Source organism: Mycolicibacterium fluoranthenivorans (assembly GCF_011758805.1).
GTDB lineage: Bacteria > Actinomycetota > Actinomycetes > Mycobacteriales > Mycobacteriaceae > Mycobacterium > Mycobacterium fluoranthenivorans.
On the sequence record NZ_JAANOW010000003.1, the window covers coordinates 87,927 to 105,052 of the forward strand.

The 17,126-nt window shown below is 66.2% G+C and carries 18 protein-coding genes; 8 read left to right on the forward strand and 10 right to left on the reverse strand.

Annotation, left to right across the window (positions count from 1 at the left end):
* Nucleotides 1-94: 94 nt before the first annotated feature.
* A complete protein-coding gene (locus FHU31_RS23740) occupies nt 95-394 on the reverse strand; it encodes a type VII secretion target (protein ID WP_167163191.1) in 300 nt (99 codons plus the stop codon).
* Between the two features lie 84 nt (nt 395-478).
* Here FHU31_RS23740 and FHU31_RS23745 point away from each other — a divergent pair, with 84 nt between their 5' ends.
* The 4 genes from FHU31_RS23745 to FHU31_RS23760 all read left to right on the forward strand — a co-directional run bounded on the left by FHU31_RS23745 (nt 479) and on the right by FHU31_RS23760 (nt 4,687).
* Nucleotides 479-844 (forward strand): hypothetical protein, encoded by a 366-nt coding sequence (locus tag FHU31_RS23745; RefSeq protein ID WP_167163192.1) that lies wholly within the window; start codon nt 479-481, stop codon nt 842-844.
* A 90-nt stretch (nt 845-934) separates the two neighbouring features.
* Nucleotides 935-2,968, forward strand: coding sequence for a glycoside hydrolase family 183 protein (locus FHU31_RS23750; protein WP_167163194.1), 2,034 nt, complete (start codon nt 935-937; stop codon nt 2,966-2,968).
* A 2-nt stretch (nt 2,969-2,970) separates the two neighbouring features.
* Nucleotides 2,971-3,444 (forward strand): hypothetical protein, encoded by a 474-nt coding sequence (locus FHU31_RS23755; protein WP_167163196.1) that lies wholly within the window; start codon nt 2,971-2,973, stop codon nt 3,442-3,444.
* Nucleotides 3,445-3,505: 61 nt separating this feature from the next.
* On the forward strand, nt 3,506-4,687 hold the full coding sequence (locus FHU31_RS23760; RefSeq protein ID WP_167163198.1) for an XdhC family protein: 1,182 nt from the start codon (nt 3,506-3,508) through the stop codon (nt 4,685-4,687).
* On the opposite strand, the gene FHU31_RS23765 is transcribed toward FHU31_RS23760, so the two are convergent.
* Nucleotides 4,688-5,521 carry an SDR family oxidoreductase gene (locus tag FHU31_RS23765; RefSeq protein ID WP_167163201.1) on the reverse strand — a complete coding sequence of 278 codons (834 nt, stop codon included), beginning with the start codon at nt 5,519-5,521 and terminating at the stop codon, nt 4,688-4,690.
* A 261-nt stretch (nt 5,522-5,782) separates the two neighbouring features.
* On the opposite strand from FHU31_RS23765, the gene FHU31_RS23770 reads away from it, so the two are divergent.
* From FHU31_RS23770 to FHU31_RS23785, 4 genes are all read left to right on the forward strand, one after another.
* The gene (locus FHU31_RS23770) at nt 5,783-6,130 is read left to right on the forward strand and encodes an intersectin-EH binding protein Ibp1 (protein ID WP_167163203.1); all 348 of its coding nucleotides are present in this window, start codon (nt 5,783-5,785) and stop codon (nt 6,128-6,130) included.
* Between the two features lie 189 nt (nt 6,131-6,319).
* Complete coding sequence (locus tag FHU31_RS23775) at nt 6,320-6,667, forward strand: intersectin-EH binding protein Ibp1 (RefSeq protein ID WP_090354371.1); 348 nt, start codon at nt 6,320-6,322, stop codon at nt 6,665-6,667.
* 57 nt (nt 6,668-6,724) lie between these two features.
* The gene (locus tag FHU31_RS23780; RefSeq protein WP_090354369.1) at nt 6,725-6,889 is read left to right on the forward strand and encodes a hypothetical protein; all 165 of its coding nucleotides are present in this window, start codon (nt 6,725-6,727) and stop codon (nt 6,887-6,889) included.
* Between the two features lie 21 nt (nt 6,890-6,910).
* Nucleotides 6,911-8,353 carry an alpha,alpha-trehalose-phosphate synthase (UDP-forming) gene (locus tag FHU31_RS23785; protein ID WP_208411345.1) on the forward strand — a complete coding sequence of 481 codons (1,443 nt, stop codon included), beginning with the start codon at nt 6,911-6,913 and terminating at the stop codon, nt 8,351-8,353.
* Between the two features lie 6 nt (nt 8,354-8,359).
* Here the strand turns inward: FHU31_RS23785 and FHU31_RS23790 are convergent, their stop codons facing one another.
* The 8 genes from FHU31_RS23790 to FHU31_RS23825 are packed head-to-tail and all read right to left on the reverse strand — an operon-like array spanning nt 8,360 to nt 17,119.
* Nucleotides 8,360-8,845, reverse strand: a complete 486-nt coding sequence (locus tag FHU31_RS23790) for a nuclear transport factor 2 family protein (RefSeq protein ID WP_167163207.1) — start codon at nt 8,843-8,845, stop codon at nt 8,360-8,362.
* Nucleotides 8,845-9,522: an Rv1363c family protein gene (locus FHU31_RS23795; protein ID WP_167163209.1), complete on the reverse strand. Its 678-nt coding sequence runs from the start codon at nt 9,520-9,522 to the stop codon at nt 8,845-8,847. The genes FHU31_RS23790 and FHU31_RS23795 overlap by 1 nt, the downstream gene beginning before the upstream one ends.
* 13 nt (nt 9,523-9,535) lie before the next feature.
* Nucleotides 9,536-11,248: an MCE family protein gene (locus FHU31_RS23800; protein WP_167163211.1), complete on the reverse strand. Its 1,713-nt coding sequence runs from the start codon at nt 11,246-11,248 to the stop codon at nt 9,536-9,538.
* Complete coding sequence (locus FHU31_RS23805) at nt 11,248-12,411, reverse strand: MCE family protein (RefSeq protein WP_208411346.1); 1,164 nt, start codon at nt 12,409-12,411, stop codon at nt 11,248-11,250. The genes FHU31_RS23800 and FHU31_RS23805 overlap by 1 nt, the downstream gene beginning before the upstream one ends.
* Nucleotides 12,408-13,832: an MCE family protein gene (locus FHU31_RS23810; RefSeq protein ID WP_167163213.1), complete on the reverse strand. Its 1,425-nt coding sequence runs from the start codon at nt 13,830-13,832 to the stop codon at nt 12,408-12,410. Before FHU31_RS23810 ends, FHU31_RS23805 begins: the two co-directional genes overlap by 4 nt.
* A complete protein-coding gene (locus tag FHU31_RS23815) occupies nt 13,829-14,887 on the reverse strand; it encodes an MCE family protein (protein ID WP_167163215.1) in 1,059 nt (352 codons plus the stop codon). The genes FHU31_RS23810 and FHU31_RS23815 overlap by 4 nt, the downstream gene beginning before the upstream one ends.
* Nucleotides 14,880-15,917 carry an MCE family protein gene (locus FHU31_RS23820; protein WP_167163217.1) on the reverse strand — a complete coding sequence of 346 codons (1,038 nt, stop codon included), beginning with the start codon at nt 15,915-15,917 and terminating at the stop codon, nt 14,880-14,882. The genes FHU31_RS23815 and FHU31_RS23820 overlap by 8 nt, the downstream gene beginning before the upstream one ends.
* On the reverse strand, nt 15,917-17,119 hold the full coding sequence (locus tag FHU31_RS23825; protein ID WP_167163219.1) for an MCE family protein: 1,203 nt from the start codon (nt 17,117-17,119) through the stop codon (nt 15,917-15,919). Before FHU31_RS23825 ends, FHU31_RS23820 begins: the two co-directional genes overlap by 1 nt.
* Nucleotides 17,120-17,126 lie beyond the last annotated feature (7 nt).

A 17,126-nucleotide genomic window follows, 5' to 3' on the forward strand; every position in this document is an offset into this window, starting at 1 on the left:
ATTCCAGTCCGGAACGGACGCGCTGCGTAGGGTCTTTGGGCCTTGGCCGAAGAACCCGAAGGCCTTCCGCGACGGACGTAGGCCCCTCAGTGATTCAGCGGAAGGTCTCACCCAGTCGGCCGCCGAGTTGCTCGTCGGCCTGCTCGTAGGTGGACGCGGCGGCCGCCAACTTGGTGGCGTAGCCGGACATCTCATCGGTCATGTGCTGCGCCTGCGCCGCGAACGATTCCCCCGCGAGCCGGCACGCCGCGCCGGAGGACAGATTCGCCACACCTTCGGCGGCAGCGGCCATAGCACCGCCGATATCGAGGCCGGCCACCGTCGACGCGAGGTGCGCCTGCGCCGCCGACGCGGCCCGCACGGCCGCAGGATCGACGGACAACGGTGCGGTCATACATTCGAGTCTAAGGTCGCTGCCGAACCTCGCTGCGCATCGATCGTGTGTAGCTTCGTCGACATCCGACAGGGAGGAACCGTCATGGCCGAGGCCGGATTCTGGGTGGCGTGGGGGCTGCCGGCGCGGGGTCGCGAGACCAACGCCCTGGATGTGCTGCGGAAATCCCGCGACTATCTGCAGGCGGCGGCCCGTGACGGGCGGATCGAGCGGTTCGACACGGTGATCCTGCGCCCGCAGAGTGTGGAACTCGGGGGCTTCTTCCTGATTCAGGGCAGCACGGCGCAGCTCGACGCGCTGCGCCGTGATTCGGGCTTCGAAACGTGGGTCAACCAGGTCCAGCTGGTCGCCGATCGGGTCGCGGCCGTGGACGCCTGGGTGGACACCGGCATCGACGAGGCGATCAGCCTGTACGAGGACGCACTGCGCGAAGCCGGTCTGAGTGACTGATGGGATTCGTGTAACAAATGTGGTCTCCGCTGCGAAAATGGAGCGGGTTGCACTGACGAGTGCCCCAGTCGATTGACGGAGGACGCAGGCATGGGCGCAGCGGCGTATATCGGCCGGATCGGCGGCCTGGCCATGGCCTTGGGTGTGGGCACGGCGATCGCCACAGGTCACGGCATCGCGGCGGCCGACGACACGAGCACCGCAGGCACCCAGACCGCCACCTCTGACACGAAGACCGCCGACAAGACCGATCCCAAGACCGGTACCGACCCCAAGACTGCCGAGACCACGGAGTCGACCGAGACCGAACCCGCCGGTTCCAAAGGCACCGAACCCGCCGGTTCCAAGGACACCGACCTCAAGACCGGCACCACCACCCAGCCCGCTGACGGCGTGGTGGTCAGCGCCCAGACCAACACCGGCTCAAGCACAGCCACCAAGACACCCGAGAAGACAGCCGAGCCCGAGAAGCCGGCCAAGCCGAAGAAGACCGCGCGCGCCGCTGCGACCACAACCACCAAGACGGCGAAAACCGCCACCGCGACCGCCCCGGCCGATCCGGCGCCGAGCGAGACGAAGGCCGCAGCCACCACCTCGGCCGTGTCCTCGACGGTGCAACCCGCGGCCTCGGTCGCCGTCTTCGCCAATGCCCTGACCATGGCCTCGCAGACGGCAGCCCCGACCACGACCGCCCCGGTGCCGGTGCCCGCCGTACTGCGCAAGCCCGTGACGGCCGTCCTGAAGGCGGTCGCGGGTGCGCTCGACTGGGCGCTGAACAACACCGCGAATTCCCCGGTCCAGCCGGTACTGAGCTGGACGCTGCTCGCGTTCGCGCGCCGCGAGGTCGACCACCTTCTGACGGCCATCAACCCACGCAGCGCGGCGGCCACCGGTGGTGTCGCCGCCGACACCTCCAGCCTTGCGCTGGCCGCGACCGCTGTGAACCCGCGACCCGGCTTCCCCTATCCGGGACAACAATTGAGCCCGTCGACCAGCTTCGTCGACTGGGTCACCGGCAATTTCGCCCCGAACGACACCTACAACCGGTTCGGCATCTGGGGCACCGACGTCGGCACCATGTGGGACAACGGAATCCCCGACGATCCGACCACCCCGATCAACGAGCACCAGGTTCTCATCGCCTTCGGCGACACCTTCGGCGGCCCCAACATGACGGGCACGTGGCGGCTCAACACCCTGTTCCGCAGCTCCGACACCAACCTGTCCGACGGCATGACCATTCCGGCCGGACAATGGCTCAACGGCAACATGTTCGGCGGCTCGCCGCTGTGGGGTGAGACCTACGCGCGCCAGATCATCCTGCCCGAGCGGCTGCCGTCCGGCCTGCCCACCGGCGTGACACTGATCCCCACCGCGGGCATCTCCGTACCCACCCCCGGCACCAAATACGGTGCCACGCAATACCTGAGCTTCATGTCGGTCAAGCATTGGGGCGCGGCCGGGCAGTGGACCACCAACTACTCGGCGATCGCCTACTCCGAAGACAACGGCGAGAACTGGTACATCTCACCCAAGAGCGTGCGGACGAACTTCGGTGGCAACGCGAAATTCCAGCAGGCCGCGCTGATCCGACCCGGCGACGGGTACGTCTACTCGTACGGCACCCCGAACGGCAGGCAGGGTTCGGCCTATGTGTCCCGGGTGGCGGAGAAGGACATCCTCGACGCCAGCAAGTACGAGTTCTACAGCAAGGGCAGCAAGGGCGGGATCTTCGGCATCGGCGCCTACAAGGCCGGCTGGTACAAGAACGATCCGTCCAAGGCCACCCCGGTCTTCGGCCAGGAGAAGGGCGCCTGCGGAATCGGCAAGCCGGGCAACCAGGTCAGTGAGATGTCGGTGCAGTACAACCAGACGCTCGGCAAGTACGTGGTGCTGCACGCCGACCAGTTCAACAACATCATCCTGCGCACGTCGGACAGCCCGGAGGGCACCTGGTCGGCGCCGACGGTGCTGATGACCCAGCAGAACGGCGGCATCTACGCCCCCATGCTGCACCCTTGGTCGCCGTCCACCGCCGGCACCGGCACCGACCTGTACTGGAACCTGTCGCTGTGGAGCCAGTACAACGTCATGCTGATGAAGACCGACCTCACCAAGCTGTAGCGATGTCCCGACTCGTCGCGCTCTGCGCCCTGCTCGTCGCCGCGCTGGCTCTCCCACCGGTCGCGTCGGCCGATCCCGTTGCACCGCAACCGGATTTGCCGTGTCCGTCCGAGTTCACCGGCGCCACCACGATGCTGCCCGGACAATCTCTGCCGCTGGTGTGCCAGGGGCAACGGTGGCAGGCCGTCACCGCGCCCGGAGATCCCAGCGACCGCTGGGTCAGCTTCGGTCCCGCCATGGCCCTGCATGGCGAAGGCCTGCGCAACCCGAACCTGGCCTCCGGCGCCTGGACGGCGACACCTCTGGAACCCGATGCCCGGTGCGCCGCCACCCAGCACGCCGTCGTGAGCGCGGGCGTCGTCGGCCCCCCGGTGACCGCGGAAGGCTCACCCGGACAGCCGCTTTCACTTCAGGTGCTGCCCAGCCTGTTCGACATCTCGATGGCCGGGTACTGCCTGTGGACGCATACCGGCTAGCGACACAAGCCGACGTCGCCGATCTGCGCATCACCGCCGTCGCGCACCTAGACTCGGCCTTGTGCGTGAGGTTCTCGACGAGCTGATGACGACGTGGCGGGCCGGCGGCACCGCCGGTCTGGCCACTGTCGTGCGCACGATCAGGTCCGCACCCCGGCCGGCCGGGGCCGCCCTGGTGGTCGATCCGGACGGCGCGGTGGCGGGCTCAGTCTCCGGCGGTTGCGTCGAGGGTGCGGTCTACGAGCTGGCGACCGAAGTGGCCGCCACCGGCAGGCCCGAGCTGCAGCGCTACGGAATCAGCGATGACGACGCCTTCGCCGTCGGCCTGACCTGCGGCGGAATTCTCGATGTCTTCGTCGAGCCGGTGTCACAGAAGACTTTTCCGCAACTGGACGAGGTGGCCGACGCCATCGGTGCACACCATCCGATCGCGGTGGCCACGGTGATCGCCCATCCGGACCCGTCCTGGCTGGGCCGCAGGCTGATCGTCGACTCCGAGCGCTGCACCGGATCGCTGGGATCCGCACGCGCCGATGACGCCGTCGCCGACGACGCCCGCGGTCTGCTGCTGGCCGGGAGCACCGCGGTGCTGTCGTACGGGCCCGACGGGCAACGCGTGGACGAAAGCTCCGGCGAGACCGACACCGGCATGGAGGTGTTCGTCGCCAGTTACGCGCCGCGGCCCCGCATGCTGATCATCGGTGCCATCGACTTCGCTGCCGCGCTGTCCCAGCAGGCAACCTTCCTCGGCTACCGGGTGACCGTCTGCGATGCCCGGCCGGTGTTCGCCACACCGGCGAGGTTCCCGTCGGCCGACGAGGTGGTCGTCGATTGGCCCGATCGCTATCTGCGTGGCCAGCGGGATCTCGGCGCGATCGACGGCCGCACCGCGATCTGCGTGCTCACCCACGATCCCAAGTTCGATGTGCCCGCACTCGAGGTCGCCCTTCGCCTGCCTTCGGTCGGCTACGTCGGGGCCATGGGCTCGCGGCGAACTCATCTCGACCGTCTCGACCGGTTGACCGCCGCCGGACTCACCGACACGGATCTGGTCCGGTTGTCCAGCCCCATCGGCCTGGATCTGGGCGCCCGCACGCCCGAGGAGACGGCGGTGTCGATCGTCGCCGAGATCATCGCCCGACGCTGGGGCGGCGGCGGCCGCCCGCTGGCCGCCGTCGACGGGCGAATCCACCACGAGCTGGTCGAACGATCTTCGGTCGCCAGCGCCGACGGCGCGGGATGATCAGTCCACGACGCCGCGCAGCGCAGCCTCGCCGAACACCGGGCCCAGCATCGAGGACATGTCCGGCCCACGGCGCAGGCAGTGCCCGCCGTCGACATTGATCAGCTGACCGGTGATCCACGCGGCGGCGTCGCTGAGCAGGAAGATCGCCGCGTCGGCGACATCGGAGACCTCGCCGGGCCGCGGCAGCGGCGTGCAACTGGCGTAGTCGGCGCTGATCTCCGGCGACTCCAGGATCGGTGCCACCATTTCGGTCTTGATCAACCCGGGGCGAATGCCGTTCACCCTGACCCACGACGGGCCGAGCTCGTCGGCGGCCAGTTGGAGCAGATGGTCGAGCGCGGCCTTGCTCGGTCCGTAGGCGGCGAACCATCGGTGGGTGTTGCTCGACGCGATGGACGAGATACCGACGAACGATCCGCCGCCGCCGCGCACCATCGCGCGGGCGCTGTGCTTGAGCACGTACATGGTGCCGTTGACGTTGAGGTCGACGGTTTGGCGCCACAGCTCGGAATCCACCTGGGTCAGTGGGCCGATCGTCAGCGATCCGCCCGCACAGTGCACGACACCGTGCAGGTGTCCGTTCCAGGCCGCGGCGGCGTCGACGACGCGGGCCACCTCGTCCTCGTCGGTGACATCGGCAGGTTCGTAACGTACGCGCCCGGAGGGGCCGGCGGCCTCGATCTCGTCGACCACCGCCGAGAGGCGATCCGCGTTGCGGCCCACCAGCATTGCGTTACCACCGCTGGCGACCACCGCCTGCGCGACGCCCTTGCCGATACCACTGCCACCGCCGGTCACCAGAACCGTCCGACCCGCCAAGGAGAGCTGCACCGCGATCCCTTCAACGCCAAAACTGCAACACGTTCTCGCCATAGAACCACGCCGCACCACCGGCGTACAGGAATTCGCCGTCCAGCACTGACACAGCGATCGTCCAGAGCTTTCCCAGAATTGGCACCAGCGCACCAATTTTCCCGCTCTCGCCAGGGTTTTTCGCCCCCGTCAGCGTATTCTGACCCCCAGGAGTCACATCCCTCCGGACTGGATCAGCCCGATAGATCCGGCCGGCACCTCACAGAAAGCGTGACGCTCATGGCGACCTTCGCGTTCCCTGCCCGACGAATGATCCTTGCCGGCGGATTCGCCGCAGCGGTCATCGCGGCCCCTGCCCTCGCGGCGTTCGCCGTCGACGCACCCGCACCGGGCCCCGCCCTTGCGTCGTGCCCGTCGGGTGAATCCGAGGACACGTTCACCGGCGCGTGCACTCCGGAACTGGTGCCCAACTCCCCCGAGTTCGGTAGCACCTCGACGGGTGGCGGTGGCCTCCCGTCCGTGGACGGCATCCCCTGCACCGGCGGCAACTCCGGTCAGTGCATCGGCCTGTCCGAGGACCAGCCGCAGTTCGTCGAGCCGCACACCAGCGTGAGCTCCAGCCCCTAGCACGAGCGTGTCGCGACAGCCGGGGCGCCCTGCGGGCGTCCCGGCTGTTTTCTTGCGCCCGCGCGGTCCACCCCGCGAGGACCTGCGCAGATTCCGGCTCCCAGACAACTCATGGAACTCATGCAGATTCCTCTCAGCTTCCTTAGACTCGGTCCGACGTGTCGGTCAATAACTACAGAAAGCGTGACGATGGCGAGCTTTGAGTTATTCGTTCCACGACTGGCCCTTGCCGGCGGATTCGTGGTCGCAGCGGCCGCCGCCCCGGTGGTCGCCCTCCTCACCACGGTCGGCCCCGCCGGCACCACGGTCTCGGCCTGCCCATCCGGCGAAGAAGAAGACCTCTACACCAGCGAGTGCCTGCCGCACACCGTGCCCAATTCGCCGGCGTCGCCGTTCAGTTCCATTCCCGGCAACCCCGACCTGCCCGCCATCAACGGCATCCCCTGCACCGGCCACAACTCGGGGCAGTGCATCGGCCTGTCCGAGGACGCGACGCAGTTCCAACAGCCGCAGACCAGCGTCAGCTCAAGCCCGTAACCATCCGAAGTAGCGCCTGGTGACCTCGCGTTTCGCGGGGTCGCCTAGAGTGGGTAGATGCCTGCAAAATCTGAGACCGCCGAAATCGGCGAAGTCGAGCCGGTCGCCGACGACACCGCCAGCCAGGCCCGTCGAGTGGTGGCCGCCTACGCGACCGACGCCGACGAATGTCGGACCTTCCTGTCCATGCTTGGTATCGGTCCGGCGAAGCAAGAGGCCTAAGTGGCGCCCGGAGACGGGAAATTGACCGACTCCGTCCCCGCCGAGGGCGCCTCCGACTTCGTCGTGGTCGCCAATCGGCTGCCGATCGACCAGGTGCGCCTGCCCGACGGCACCACCACCTGGAAGCGCAGCCCAGGCGGTCTGGTGACCGCACTGGAGCCGCTGCTCCGTAAACAGCGCGGCGCCTGGATCGGGTGGCCGGGAGTACCCGACAGCGACCAGGAGCCCATCGTCCAGGAGGGCCTGAAGCTCTTCCCGGTGCGGCTGTCCGCAGAGGACGTCGCCGAGTACTACGAGGGTTTCTCCAACGCCACGTTGTGGCCGCTCTATCACGACGTCATCGTCAAACCCATCTACCGCCGCGAATGGTGGGAGCGGTATGTCGATGTGAACCGGCGCTTCGCCGAAGCCACGTCCAAAGCCGCGGCACCGGGAGCGACTGTCTGGGTGCAGGACTACCAGCTGCAACTGGTGCCGAAGATGCTGCGCATGCTGCGGCCCGACCTCACCATCGGGTTCTTCCTGCACATCCCCTTCCCTCCGGTCGAGCTGTTCATGCAGATGCCCTGGCGCACCGAGATCATCGACGGCCTCCTGGGCGCCGACCTGGTGGGCTTCCACCTGCCCGGCGGAGCACAGAACTTCCTCATCCTGGCCCGTCGGCTGGTGGGGGCGAACACCTCGCGCGCGACGGTGGGCGTACGGTCCCGGTTCGGTGAGGTCCAGGTCGGTTTCCGCACCGTGAAGGTCGGTGCGTTCCCGATCTCCATCGACTCGGCCGAACTGGACAGCAAAGCGCGCGAACGGTCGATCAGGCAGCGCGCCAAGGAAATTCGCGCCGAACTCGGCAATCCGCGCAAGATCATGCTCGGTGTCGACAGATTGGATTACACCAAGGGCATCGACGTCCGGCTCAAGGCGTTCTCCGCGTTGCTCGCCGAGAAGCGTGCCGACCGCACCGACACCGTGCTGGTGCAGTTGGCCACCCCCAGCCGGGAACGCGTGGAGAGCTACATCGAGATGCGCGAGGACATCGAACGCCAGGTCGGCCACATCAACGGCGAGTACGGCGAGGTCGGCCGCCCCGTGGTGCACTACCTGCACCGCCCGATCCCCCGCGATGACCTCATCGCCTTCTTCGTCGCCGCCGACATCATGCTCGTCACCCCGCTGCGCGACGGGATGAACCTCGTCGCCAAGGAGTACGTGGCCTGCCGCAGCGACCTGGGCGGAGCGCTGGTGCTGTCCGAATTCACCGGTGCCGCAGCGGAACTGCGTCAGGCGTACCTGTGCAATCCGCACCACACCGACGGGGTGAAAGAAGCCATCGAGCACGCGCTGACCCAGTCGCCCGAAGAGGGCAAGCGACGGATGCGGGCCATGCGCCGCCAGGTGCTCGCCCATGACGTGGACCGCTGGGCCCGTTCGTTCCTGGACGCGCTGGCCGGGGCGCGCGACAGCTGACCGGTTCTACACCGGCTGGATGTACTTGATCAGCCACCTGCCGTCGATCTTCTGGTAATCGACGCGAAGCCGGCTGCCGTCGTAGACGGGCTGTTTGGACTTGTCGGTGACGGTGCGGTTCATGAACACCAGCACCGAGGCGGAATCCCGTTGCGCGCTCAGCATTCCCGCGCCGACGACATGTGCCTGGCTGACCACCTGACGGGCGCGCGCCTGGGGGATGATGTCCTTTGCGGCCCGCTCCTCGAACTCCCGCCGGTAATCGGGGGTGAGCAGCGTCGCAGCGTCCGTCAGACTCCGTTCGACCGTCTGGTAGTCGTAGCCGAAGATTTTGGGGATCTCCTCGGTGGTCCGCAACGGCAGGTCTGCGCTGGCCTCCTGCATGGCGCGGGTCTGCACCCGGTCCCAGTAGAGAGCTCCGCCCACCGCGGACAGTCCGACCAGACCGACCGCGAATACCAGAACCACCAGGGCAATGAGCTTGCCGCGCATCAGTTTCCACCCTCGGGGTACTTCAGGTCGTATCCGGTCATGTGGCCGTTGTCATCCTCGTGCACGATGACCCGCATCCGGTAGGCCTCTGACGGTTTGTTGACGCCGTCGATATCGGTGACGGTGACGCGCACGGCCACCAGCACTGCGGCATTACTGCCGACCTCGTCGATCTTCTCCAGCGCCGCGCCGCTGATGACGGCTTCCGAAGTCGCATTGGTGTCGCGGAAGATGGCCTTGAGGTTGTCGACATTGTTGTTCTGGCTCATCATGTCGCGAAGCGGCCCACTGATCCCATTCACGAATCGGTTCACGCTGTCGTCGATGTTGTTCTGGTCATAGCTGAACATGTTCAGTACGGTCTGCTCGGCCGTGTCGACGAACTGCTGCTGCCGGGCCGTCGCCGCTTCTGCTTGGCGGTACTGCGTGAGCAGTACGAGGACCACCGTCACGAGGACGGCCGCCGCGACGACTGCCGCGACGGCCGACACCAGGGCCACCCGACCGCGGTTGGGCTGCCGCCGCGCCAGCGGCACCGCCGCCTTCGGCTTCCCTGTGGGCACGCCAGCGGGAACGCTCATGACCACCGGCCCGGGCGCCGGCCCGGGCTCGCTACCCGCCGGGCCGGCCGGACGCGAAGCACGCCGACGGACCGGCTTCGTGCCGTCCTCAACCATCTACCAAACCTGCCTAAACCTGCTTCGGCGCCATCATCAAATCCACCCAGTTCTCCGCCGGTGAGAACTTCTCGGCTCCGGAGGCGAACACCCCGGTGCCGCCCGCAGGGTCCGCGAACACACCGGTCCTCGGATCGTAGGTGGTGCTCGCCGGAGCACTGGCCTGGGGTTGCGAAGCATCCGCAGGAGGTGCCTCGGCAGGGAGCGGTGGCGGGGGTACGTCGGCGGGCGCGGGCGCACCGGCCGGGGGCGGTGGAACGCGCCCATACGGCGGCACCACCTGATCCGGCGGCGCGTAGAACGTCCCCGGCGGCGCCGGGGGGTTGTCATTCGGCGGCACCGGCAGCGGGAACGGCGCGTTCGGAGCCGGGCCTGGCCCTGGCTGCACTCCCGGCGGCAATTGCACCACCGGCGGTCCCGGGTCGTAATCCGCGCTGGGCGGAATGTTCGGGAACTTGTTGGGCGGCAGGATATTGCGGGGGTCCTCGACCGGGGTGCCGTAAGGCACCGGGGGCCCGCGCCACGGGTTGCTGCCCAACGGCACATAACCACGCGGATCGCGGCACAGCTGGATCGTCGGCGCACGCTTGCCGGGGAACTCCTGGCAGGGGTAGTTGCGCGCGCCACGCACCACCGACGGATCGTTCTGCGCGGTCTTGCAATACAGATCGGTGGGCAGATCACGCACAGTCGTATCGGCCGGTGTCCTGACCTGAGTCGGCGGCAGGAATCCCGTCGCACAGGGCGGCGGATCGCCAAGGTCGACCTTGAAGTCCAGCTTGGCGCCCTCGTCGGCGGGCACACCCCCAGCGGCGGTGTTCAGCGCCGCGAACAGGGCCGGGAAGATCACCAGAGCCTGTTCGATGGACTTGTGATAGATCACGCCGATCCGGCCGAAGTTGGCCAGATTCGCTGCAAGCTGCGGAAACGTCGGCCGGATGCCGGCGAAGGTGGTGTTGGCTTCGGCGACGGCTCCTGGCACCGAACGCAGCACCGAACGCAGCTGCGGATCGGCCTTGCTCAGCTCGGTGGTGAACCGGGCCAGACCGTCGACACTCGATTTGATGTCGTCGCCGGCACGGATCTGGGCGTCCAGGAATGGCCCCGCTTGGTCGATCAGCTGGGTGGTTTGCCCGTAGTTGGCATTGGCCTCGTCCACCAGCTGACGAGAGGACTGGATGAGCCGGGACAGCTCGGGCCCGGATCCGTTGAACGCCTTGAAGGTCTCTTTGAGCAGATCCTGGATGCGGCTGTCACCGACGCTGCTGACCAGGTCGTCAGCCTGCTTGAGCAGACCCGCGATGTCCTGACCGATCGCGGTGTGCGCGACGCCGATATTGGAACCGTCCCGCAGGAGCTTCGTGGCCGGGGCCTCACCGTTGCCGGGCGGAACCAAATCGATGTACTGCTCACCGATCGCCGACACGCTCTTGACCGTCGCGGTCACGTTCTCCGGGACCTCGGTATCGGTGTTGAGGCGCATGTGGGCGATGACGCCGTCATTGGTCAACCCGACCTCTTCCACCCGGCCGATGGTGACGCCCCGGTAGGTGACGTTGGCGTTCTGATAAAGGCCGCCGCCGGCCACGAAGTTCGCGGTGATGTTGTAGGTGCCGATTCCGAGAGCCGCCGGCACGTGCAGATAGAACGCAGAGATCGCAGTCACAGTGAGCACGGTGACGACGGCGAAGATCGACAACTGAAGTCGGGTCAACCGGTCCAGCATTACGGCGTACCTCCGTGCTGGGTGGCGGTACCCGGCGGGATCTTGAACGGATCCGCCGCCTGACCGGACAGATTCGACATCGCGCCGGTGAGGAAGTCCGGCGGATTGATCACCTCGTTCAACCGTTTCATGTTTGGATCGAAAAACGACGTGGTGAACAGTGATTCACCGAACCGCCGCACGGTGAGGTCGAATGTCACAAACACATTCAGGTAGTCACCGCGGACCGCGTTACGCAGATACTTGTAGTGGAACGGGAAGGTCGGCAGGAGTTCCAGATCCTTGATGAAATCGTCGGCGTTGTCGTTGAACGCCTTGATGACGGGGAACAGATCCTTCATGTCCGCGGTGAAGTCGGCCTTGGTCTCGGACAACACCCGCGAACCGATCGCCGCGAACTTCTGCAGCGCCCCGAACGCGTCGACGATATTGGACCGGTTGTCGTTGAGCACCTTGAGCGCAGCCGGCAGGCTGTCCAGCGTTCGGCCCAAGTTGTCCTTGCTGCGCGCCAGCATCGACGCGAACCGGTTCAGTCCCTCGGCTGCCGAGATGATGTCGTTGGTCTGCTGATCCAGCGAAGCCGTCAGTTCGGCCAGACGTGGTAGCAGTTCGGCGAAGCTGCCCGCGCGGCCGGCCACCGCTGCGTAGGCCTCATCGGTGATATCTTGCAGCGCACCGAGATTACCCTTGTTGACCACCACGCCGAGCGAGGACAGCACTTCCTCGGTGGTCGGGTATCGGCCGATACTGCCGAGCGGAATGTTCGAGCCCTGCTTCAGTTTTCCGACGCCCTTACCCTCCGGGGCGGTCAGCTGCACATGCTGCGAGCCGAGCAGAGAGGTCTGTGCCACGGTGGCCGTCGAGTTGGCCGGCAGGTTGACATCACCGTCCAGCGAGAGCTTCACCGCGGCGAAGAAAGTGCCGTCCGGGCGCTGCACGGCCTCGATACCGGACACGCTGCCGACGGTGACGTCATCCACCATCACCGGTGAGTTCTGGGGCAACGTCGCGACATCGGGCAGTTCGACGGTGATGGTGTAGGACCCGGAACCGTGCCCCGCGGTGCCCGGCATGTCCAGCGAGTTCAGGCCGCCGAACTGGCAGCCGGCCAGTAGCAGCGCGCCTGACCCGAGTGAGATGCCCCGCAACATGATCCGCCTCATCCACCCGATCCTTCCGCGGGAAGTGGCGGCGTCGCAGCGGCCGGAGTCGCGGGCGGCGGCCCGGGCAGCGGACCCGCACCCATCGGCGGCGGCGGGGGAACCGGGCCTGCCGGTGAGATCTGACCGGTGACCGCCGGCGGCGGCAGGATCAGATCGCTCAGGCTGCCGTCGGGCGCCACGACGGGCGGTGTGACGCCGGGTGCCGGCTGCCACTGGAGATACGGCACCGGGGTCTGGGCCTTGGCCTCGGTCTCCGGAGTGTCGTAGATGATCTGTCCCTTGTACGCGGTGATGCTGTCGATCGGATGGAACAGCACGGGCGGGTAGTTCATCGTGATACGCTTGAGCACCGGTCCCATTCGCTGCCTGCAGATCTCGGCGCGCTTGTAGTTGTCCGGGTTCGCGCCGATATCGAAGGTGCCGCCGCAGATGAACTGGACCGGGTTGGCGAAGTTCGGCAGGGACAACAGGCCACCGACGGTGCCCTGGGCGGGGTTGTAGATGTTATAGAAGTTGGCCAGACCATTCGGCGTGACGTGCAGAATCTGCTCTATGTCATCGCTGTGATCCGTGAGGATCTGGGTGAAGTCGGCCAATTTGCTCACCGAGTCGATCAGCGACTTGTTCGAATCATGCAGAAGCCCTTTGACATCCCCGAGGGCCTGATTCAGCGCGCCGAGCGTGGCGTCCAGATCGGCAGAACTGGCCGCCAGCACCTGAGACACCGAGGCCACATGATTCGTGAACTGCACGATCTGCTCGTTGCTGTTGGCCAGCGCGTTCACCAGCACCTGCAGATTACGCACCGTGCCGAACAGGTCGGTCCGCGAGTCACCGAGCCGGCCCGCGGTCTGCGACAGTTCGCGCAGTGCCTGCCGGAACGAGTCGCCGTTGCCGTCGAACGTGTCGGCGGCCTGGTTGACCGCGGCCACCAGCGGTCCCTGCACACCGCCCTGTTTGGGACCCAACTGGGCAGACAGCTGGGTGAGCTGCTCTTTGACCTCGTCCCACTCGACGGGAACGCCGGTGCGATCGAGCCCGATCTGGGCGTTGTCGGCGAGCGCATCGCCGCCGGTGTAGGCCGGTGTCAGCTGAATGAACCTGGCGGACACCAGGTTCGGCGCGATGATCAGGGCACGCGCGTCGGTCGGCACCTTGATGCCGTCGTCGAGCGTCATGGTGATCTTCACATCGGTGGCGCGCGGCTCGATCGAGTCGATCCGGCCGATCGGCACCCCCACCACGCGGACCTCGTCGCCGGGATACAAGCCGACAGCAGTGGTGAAGTAGGCGACGATCTTCTGTCCGCCGCGGTTCGGCCAGACCAGATACACACCTACGGCGAGCAGCACCACCAGCGTGACGGCAAGTCCGCCACGCAGCCACTTCTCGCGGCGTGATTTCGAATCGGGTTGGGTCATGACGACTTGGGCCTCACCAACAGACGCTCAGAGATCAGGCCACGCAAGTAGTCGGCCAGGCTGTCCGGCAGCTTGCCGGGCTGGAAGTACGTGTCCAGCAGCACTTCGGAGATGGTCGCCGGCGGCAGGCCGTACAGGTTGATGTTGAAGCCCGATCCGTTTCCGACCACTTCGCCGAGCGCCGTCGCATAGGGCGGCAGCCGCTTGAGCGCTTCACCGATATGCTCGCGCCGCTCAAGCAGGTTGTCCATCACTGCATTCAGCCGCCGCAGCAACGGCTCGAACTCACGCTTGTTGTCGGCGACGAGGCCCGAAAGCTGGTGCGAGACATCGTCGATGCCGGCGATCAGGGAGCTCAGCGCCTGCCGACGCTCATCGAGCGCGGCGAACAGCAGGTTGCCATCGGTGACCAACTTGTTCACCTGATCGGCGCGCTGGGCCAGCGTGTCGGACACGTTCTTCGCATGCCGCAGTAACTCTTCGAGTGCCTCGTCGCGTTTGTTCAGGCTGCGGCTCAGGCTCGCCACCCCGTCCAGGGCACCGCGCAATTGCGGAGTCGCGTCGTGCAGCGTGTCGGTCAACGTCTGCAGCGCCTGTTCGAACTTCGGCTTGTCGAGGGCACTGACATTGCCACCGAGATCCTGCAGCGCGGTGTTCAAGGTGTAGGGAGTCGTGGTGCGCCCCACCGGGATCACCGTCGAATCACCGCCGCCTTTGGGCGTCACCGACAGGGACTTCTGACCGAGCACGGTATCGGTTTTGATGGCGACCAGGGTCTGGTTGCCGACCTTGATGTTGCGGTCCACGGTGAACCCGACCTTCGCCTGGTCACCGGCCAGCGCCACCGAGGTGACCTTGCCGACCTTGATTCCGGACACCGCCACGTCGTTGCCGGGCGAGATTCCACCGGCGTCGGTGAAATAGGCCTCGTAATTGCGACCCTGCGGCCACCACGGCAGGCCGGTGTACCCGAAGGAGATCAGCACCAGACACGCCACCACGAAGATACCGAGGATGCCGGTCCGTAAGGGGTTATCGCCCTTGGGGCTAGCCATTGTCCGAGCACCTCCCCTTGGTGGGATCGGCGGGACCGCCGAATGGGATCAGGATGTCGCTGCCGGCCGGTCCGTTGATCTTCAGCCTGATCGAGCAGTAGTAGATGTTGAAGTACGCGCCGTACGCACCGAGCGCGTTCAGGCGTAGGTAGTTCTCGGCCAGTGGCTCGATCACCTTATTGACGTCAGCCTTGCGCTCATCCATCCGTTGCAGGAACGGCCGCGAGTTCTCGATGACACCCTGCAGCGGCCGCCTCGACGCCTGCAGCATCTCGGTCAAGTCGTTCTCGGCAGAGGCGAGCGGTCCGATCGCACCGGCGATGGGATCGCGGCCCTCGGCGAGTCCGGAGATGAGCTTTTGAAGTTCGTCGACACTGGCGTTGAACTGGGTACCCTTCGCATCGACGGTTCCCAACACGGTGTTGAGATTGTTGATCACGTCGCCGATGAGCTGGTCCCGGTTGGCCAGGTTCTGGCTGAACGAACTGGTGTTGGCCAGCAGATTCTGGATGGCACCGCCCTGGCCCTGTAGCAGTTCCAGGACGGCACTGCTGATCTCGTTGACCTTCGTCCCGTCGAGACCCTTGAGCACCGGTTTCAGTCCACCCAACAGCGCGTCCAGATCCAGGGCTGGCTGGGTGTTCTCGCGCGCGATGGTGCTTCCGGGCGGGAGCTTGCGCAGTTCACCGGGACCTGACGCGATCTCCAGATAGCGGTCGCCGACCAGGTTCTCGTAGCGCACCACGGCCCTGGTCGAGGTGTAGAGCTGATATCGCTTGTTGACCTCGAAGGCCACGTCGACGCTGTTGTCGGGGTTGAGCTTCACCGAACTGACGCTGCCCACCGGCACCCCGGAGATCCGGACGTCCTGGCCCGCCTTCAGCCGGGAGGCCTCGGCGAAGTTGGCGTGATACGGACTGCTGGACGCGAACCGGAATTGGCCGAAGACCACCACCAGACCGGCAGCGACCAACACCATCGCCACCGTGAACACGATGACGTTGATCAACGTTCGTCGTTGACTACCCATCAGAAGTCATCCCGTTCCGCGTACGCACCGTTGAACAGGAATTGCAGCGTCGACGGCGCATTCCATTGCAGTTCGGTGTTCGGCTGGTACGGCACATAGGCGTTGTCGGTCACCAAGAACGGCGAGCGGTACCACGATCCGCCGAACTGCTTGATGGGCAGGTCCGGCAGTCCGCGGCAGTTCGGCCCGCCGGAGGCGTTCACCATCGGCAGGCTCTCCGGGTAGGTGTAGGCCGGTGCGCCGGGCAGGAAGCTCGACGACACAAACAGCCCGGGCCGGATACCGCCGATGATCGGGGCGAACCGGTCCACGTCGATCGCGATGCCTTGCAGCATGCAACCGAACTCGGGTGAGTAGTCGCCGAGTACCTTGAGCGGCGCCCGCAACCGGTTGATGGCGGCGATGTAGTCGTCGGCGGCCGGTGCCAGCGTTGCGGTGCCGTTTTCCGCGAATCCGGTGGCGGCCAGCAGCGCGGCGTTGAGATTGTCCTTCTCGTCGACGATCGTCTTGGACAGCTTCGGCGCGTTGTCCAGGACCGTGGCCAGATCGGCGCCGGTGTCGCCGTAGATGTTGGCGACCACGCCCGCCTTGGCGATATCGGACTGCAGCGTCGGCAGTTTCGGATTGATCTGCCCCAGATAGGAGTTCAGCCCGGCCATGGTGGCCCCCAGGTCATCACCATGGCCGCGCAGACCCTCGCCCAGCGCTGTCAGCGTGGCGTTCAGGTTGATCGGGTCGATCTTGTGCAGCAGGTCGGTCAGGGTCTGGAACAGCGTTTTGACTTCCAGCTGCACGCTGCTGGCCTCGATGTTCGCACCCGGCTGCAAGGTCGTCTTCTTCGGATCCTGCGGGGGCAGGAATTCGACCGACTTCGCACCGAAAACCGTTGTCCCGCCGATCTTCACCAACGCGTTGGACGGGATGAAACGCATCTGGTTGCGGTCGATGTCCAGGGTCAGCTTGGCCTGCTCGCCGGTGAAGGCGATATTGGTGACCTTACCGATCTGAATGCCGCGATACTTGACCTTGGCGTCGTTCTCCATCACCAGGCCGGCGCGCTGTGACGTCACGGTGACGGTGTCGGTCTTGGTGAAGGCGGCGGTGTAGGAGAGATAGGTGAACACCACCGCGGCGACCACGATCGCGGCGAGGATCGCAGCGGCGATCCTGACATGACTGCGCTTGGCACTTCCGGAGGACACTGGCGGC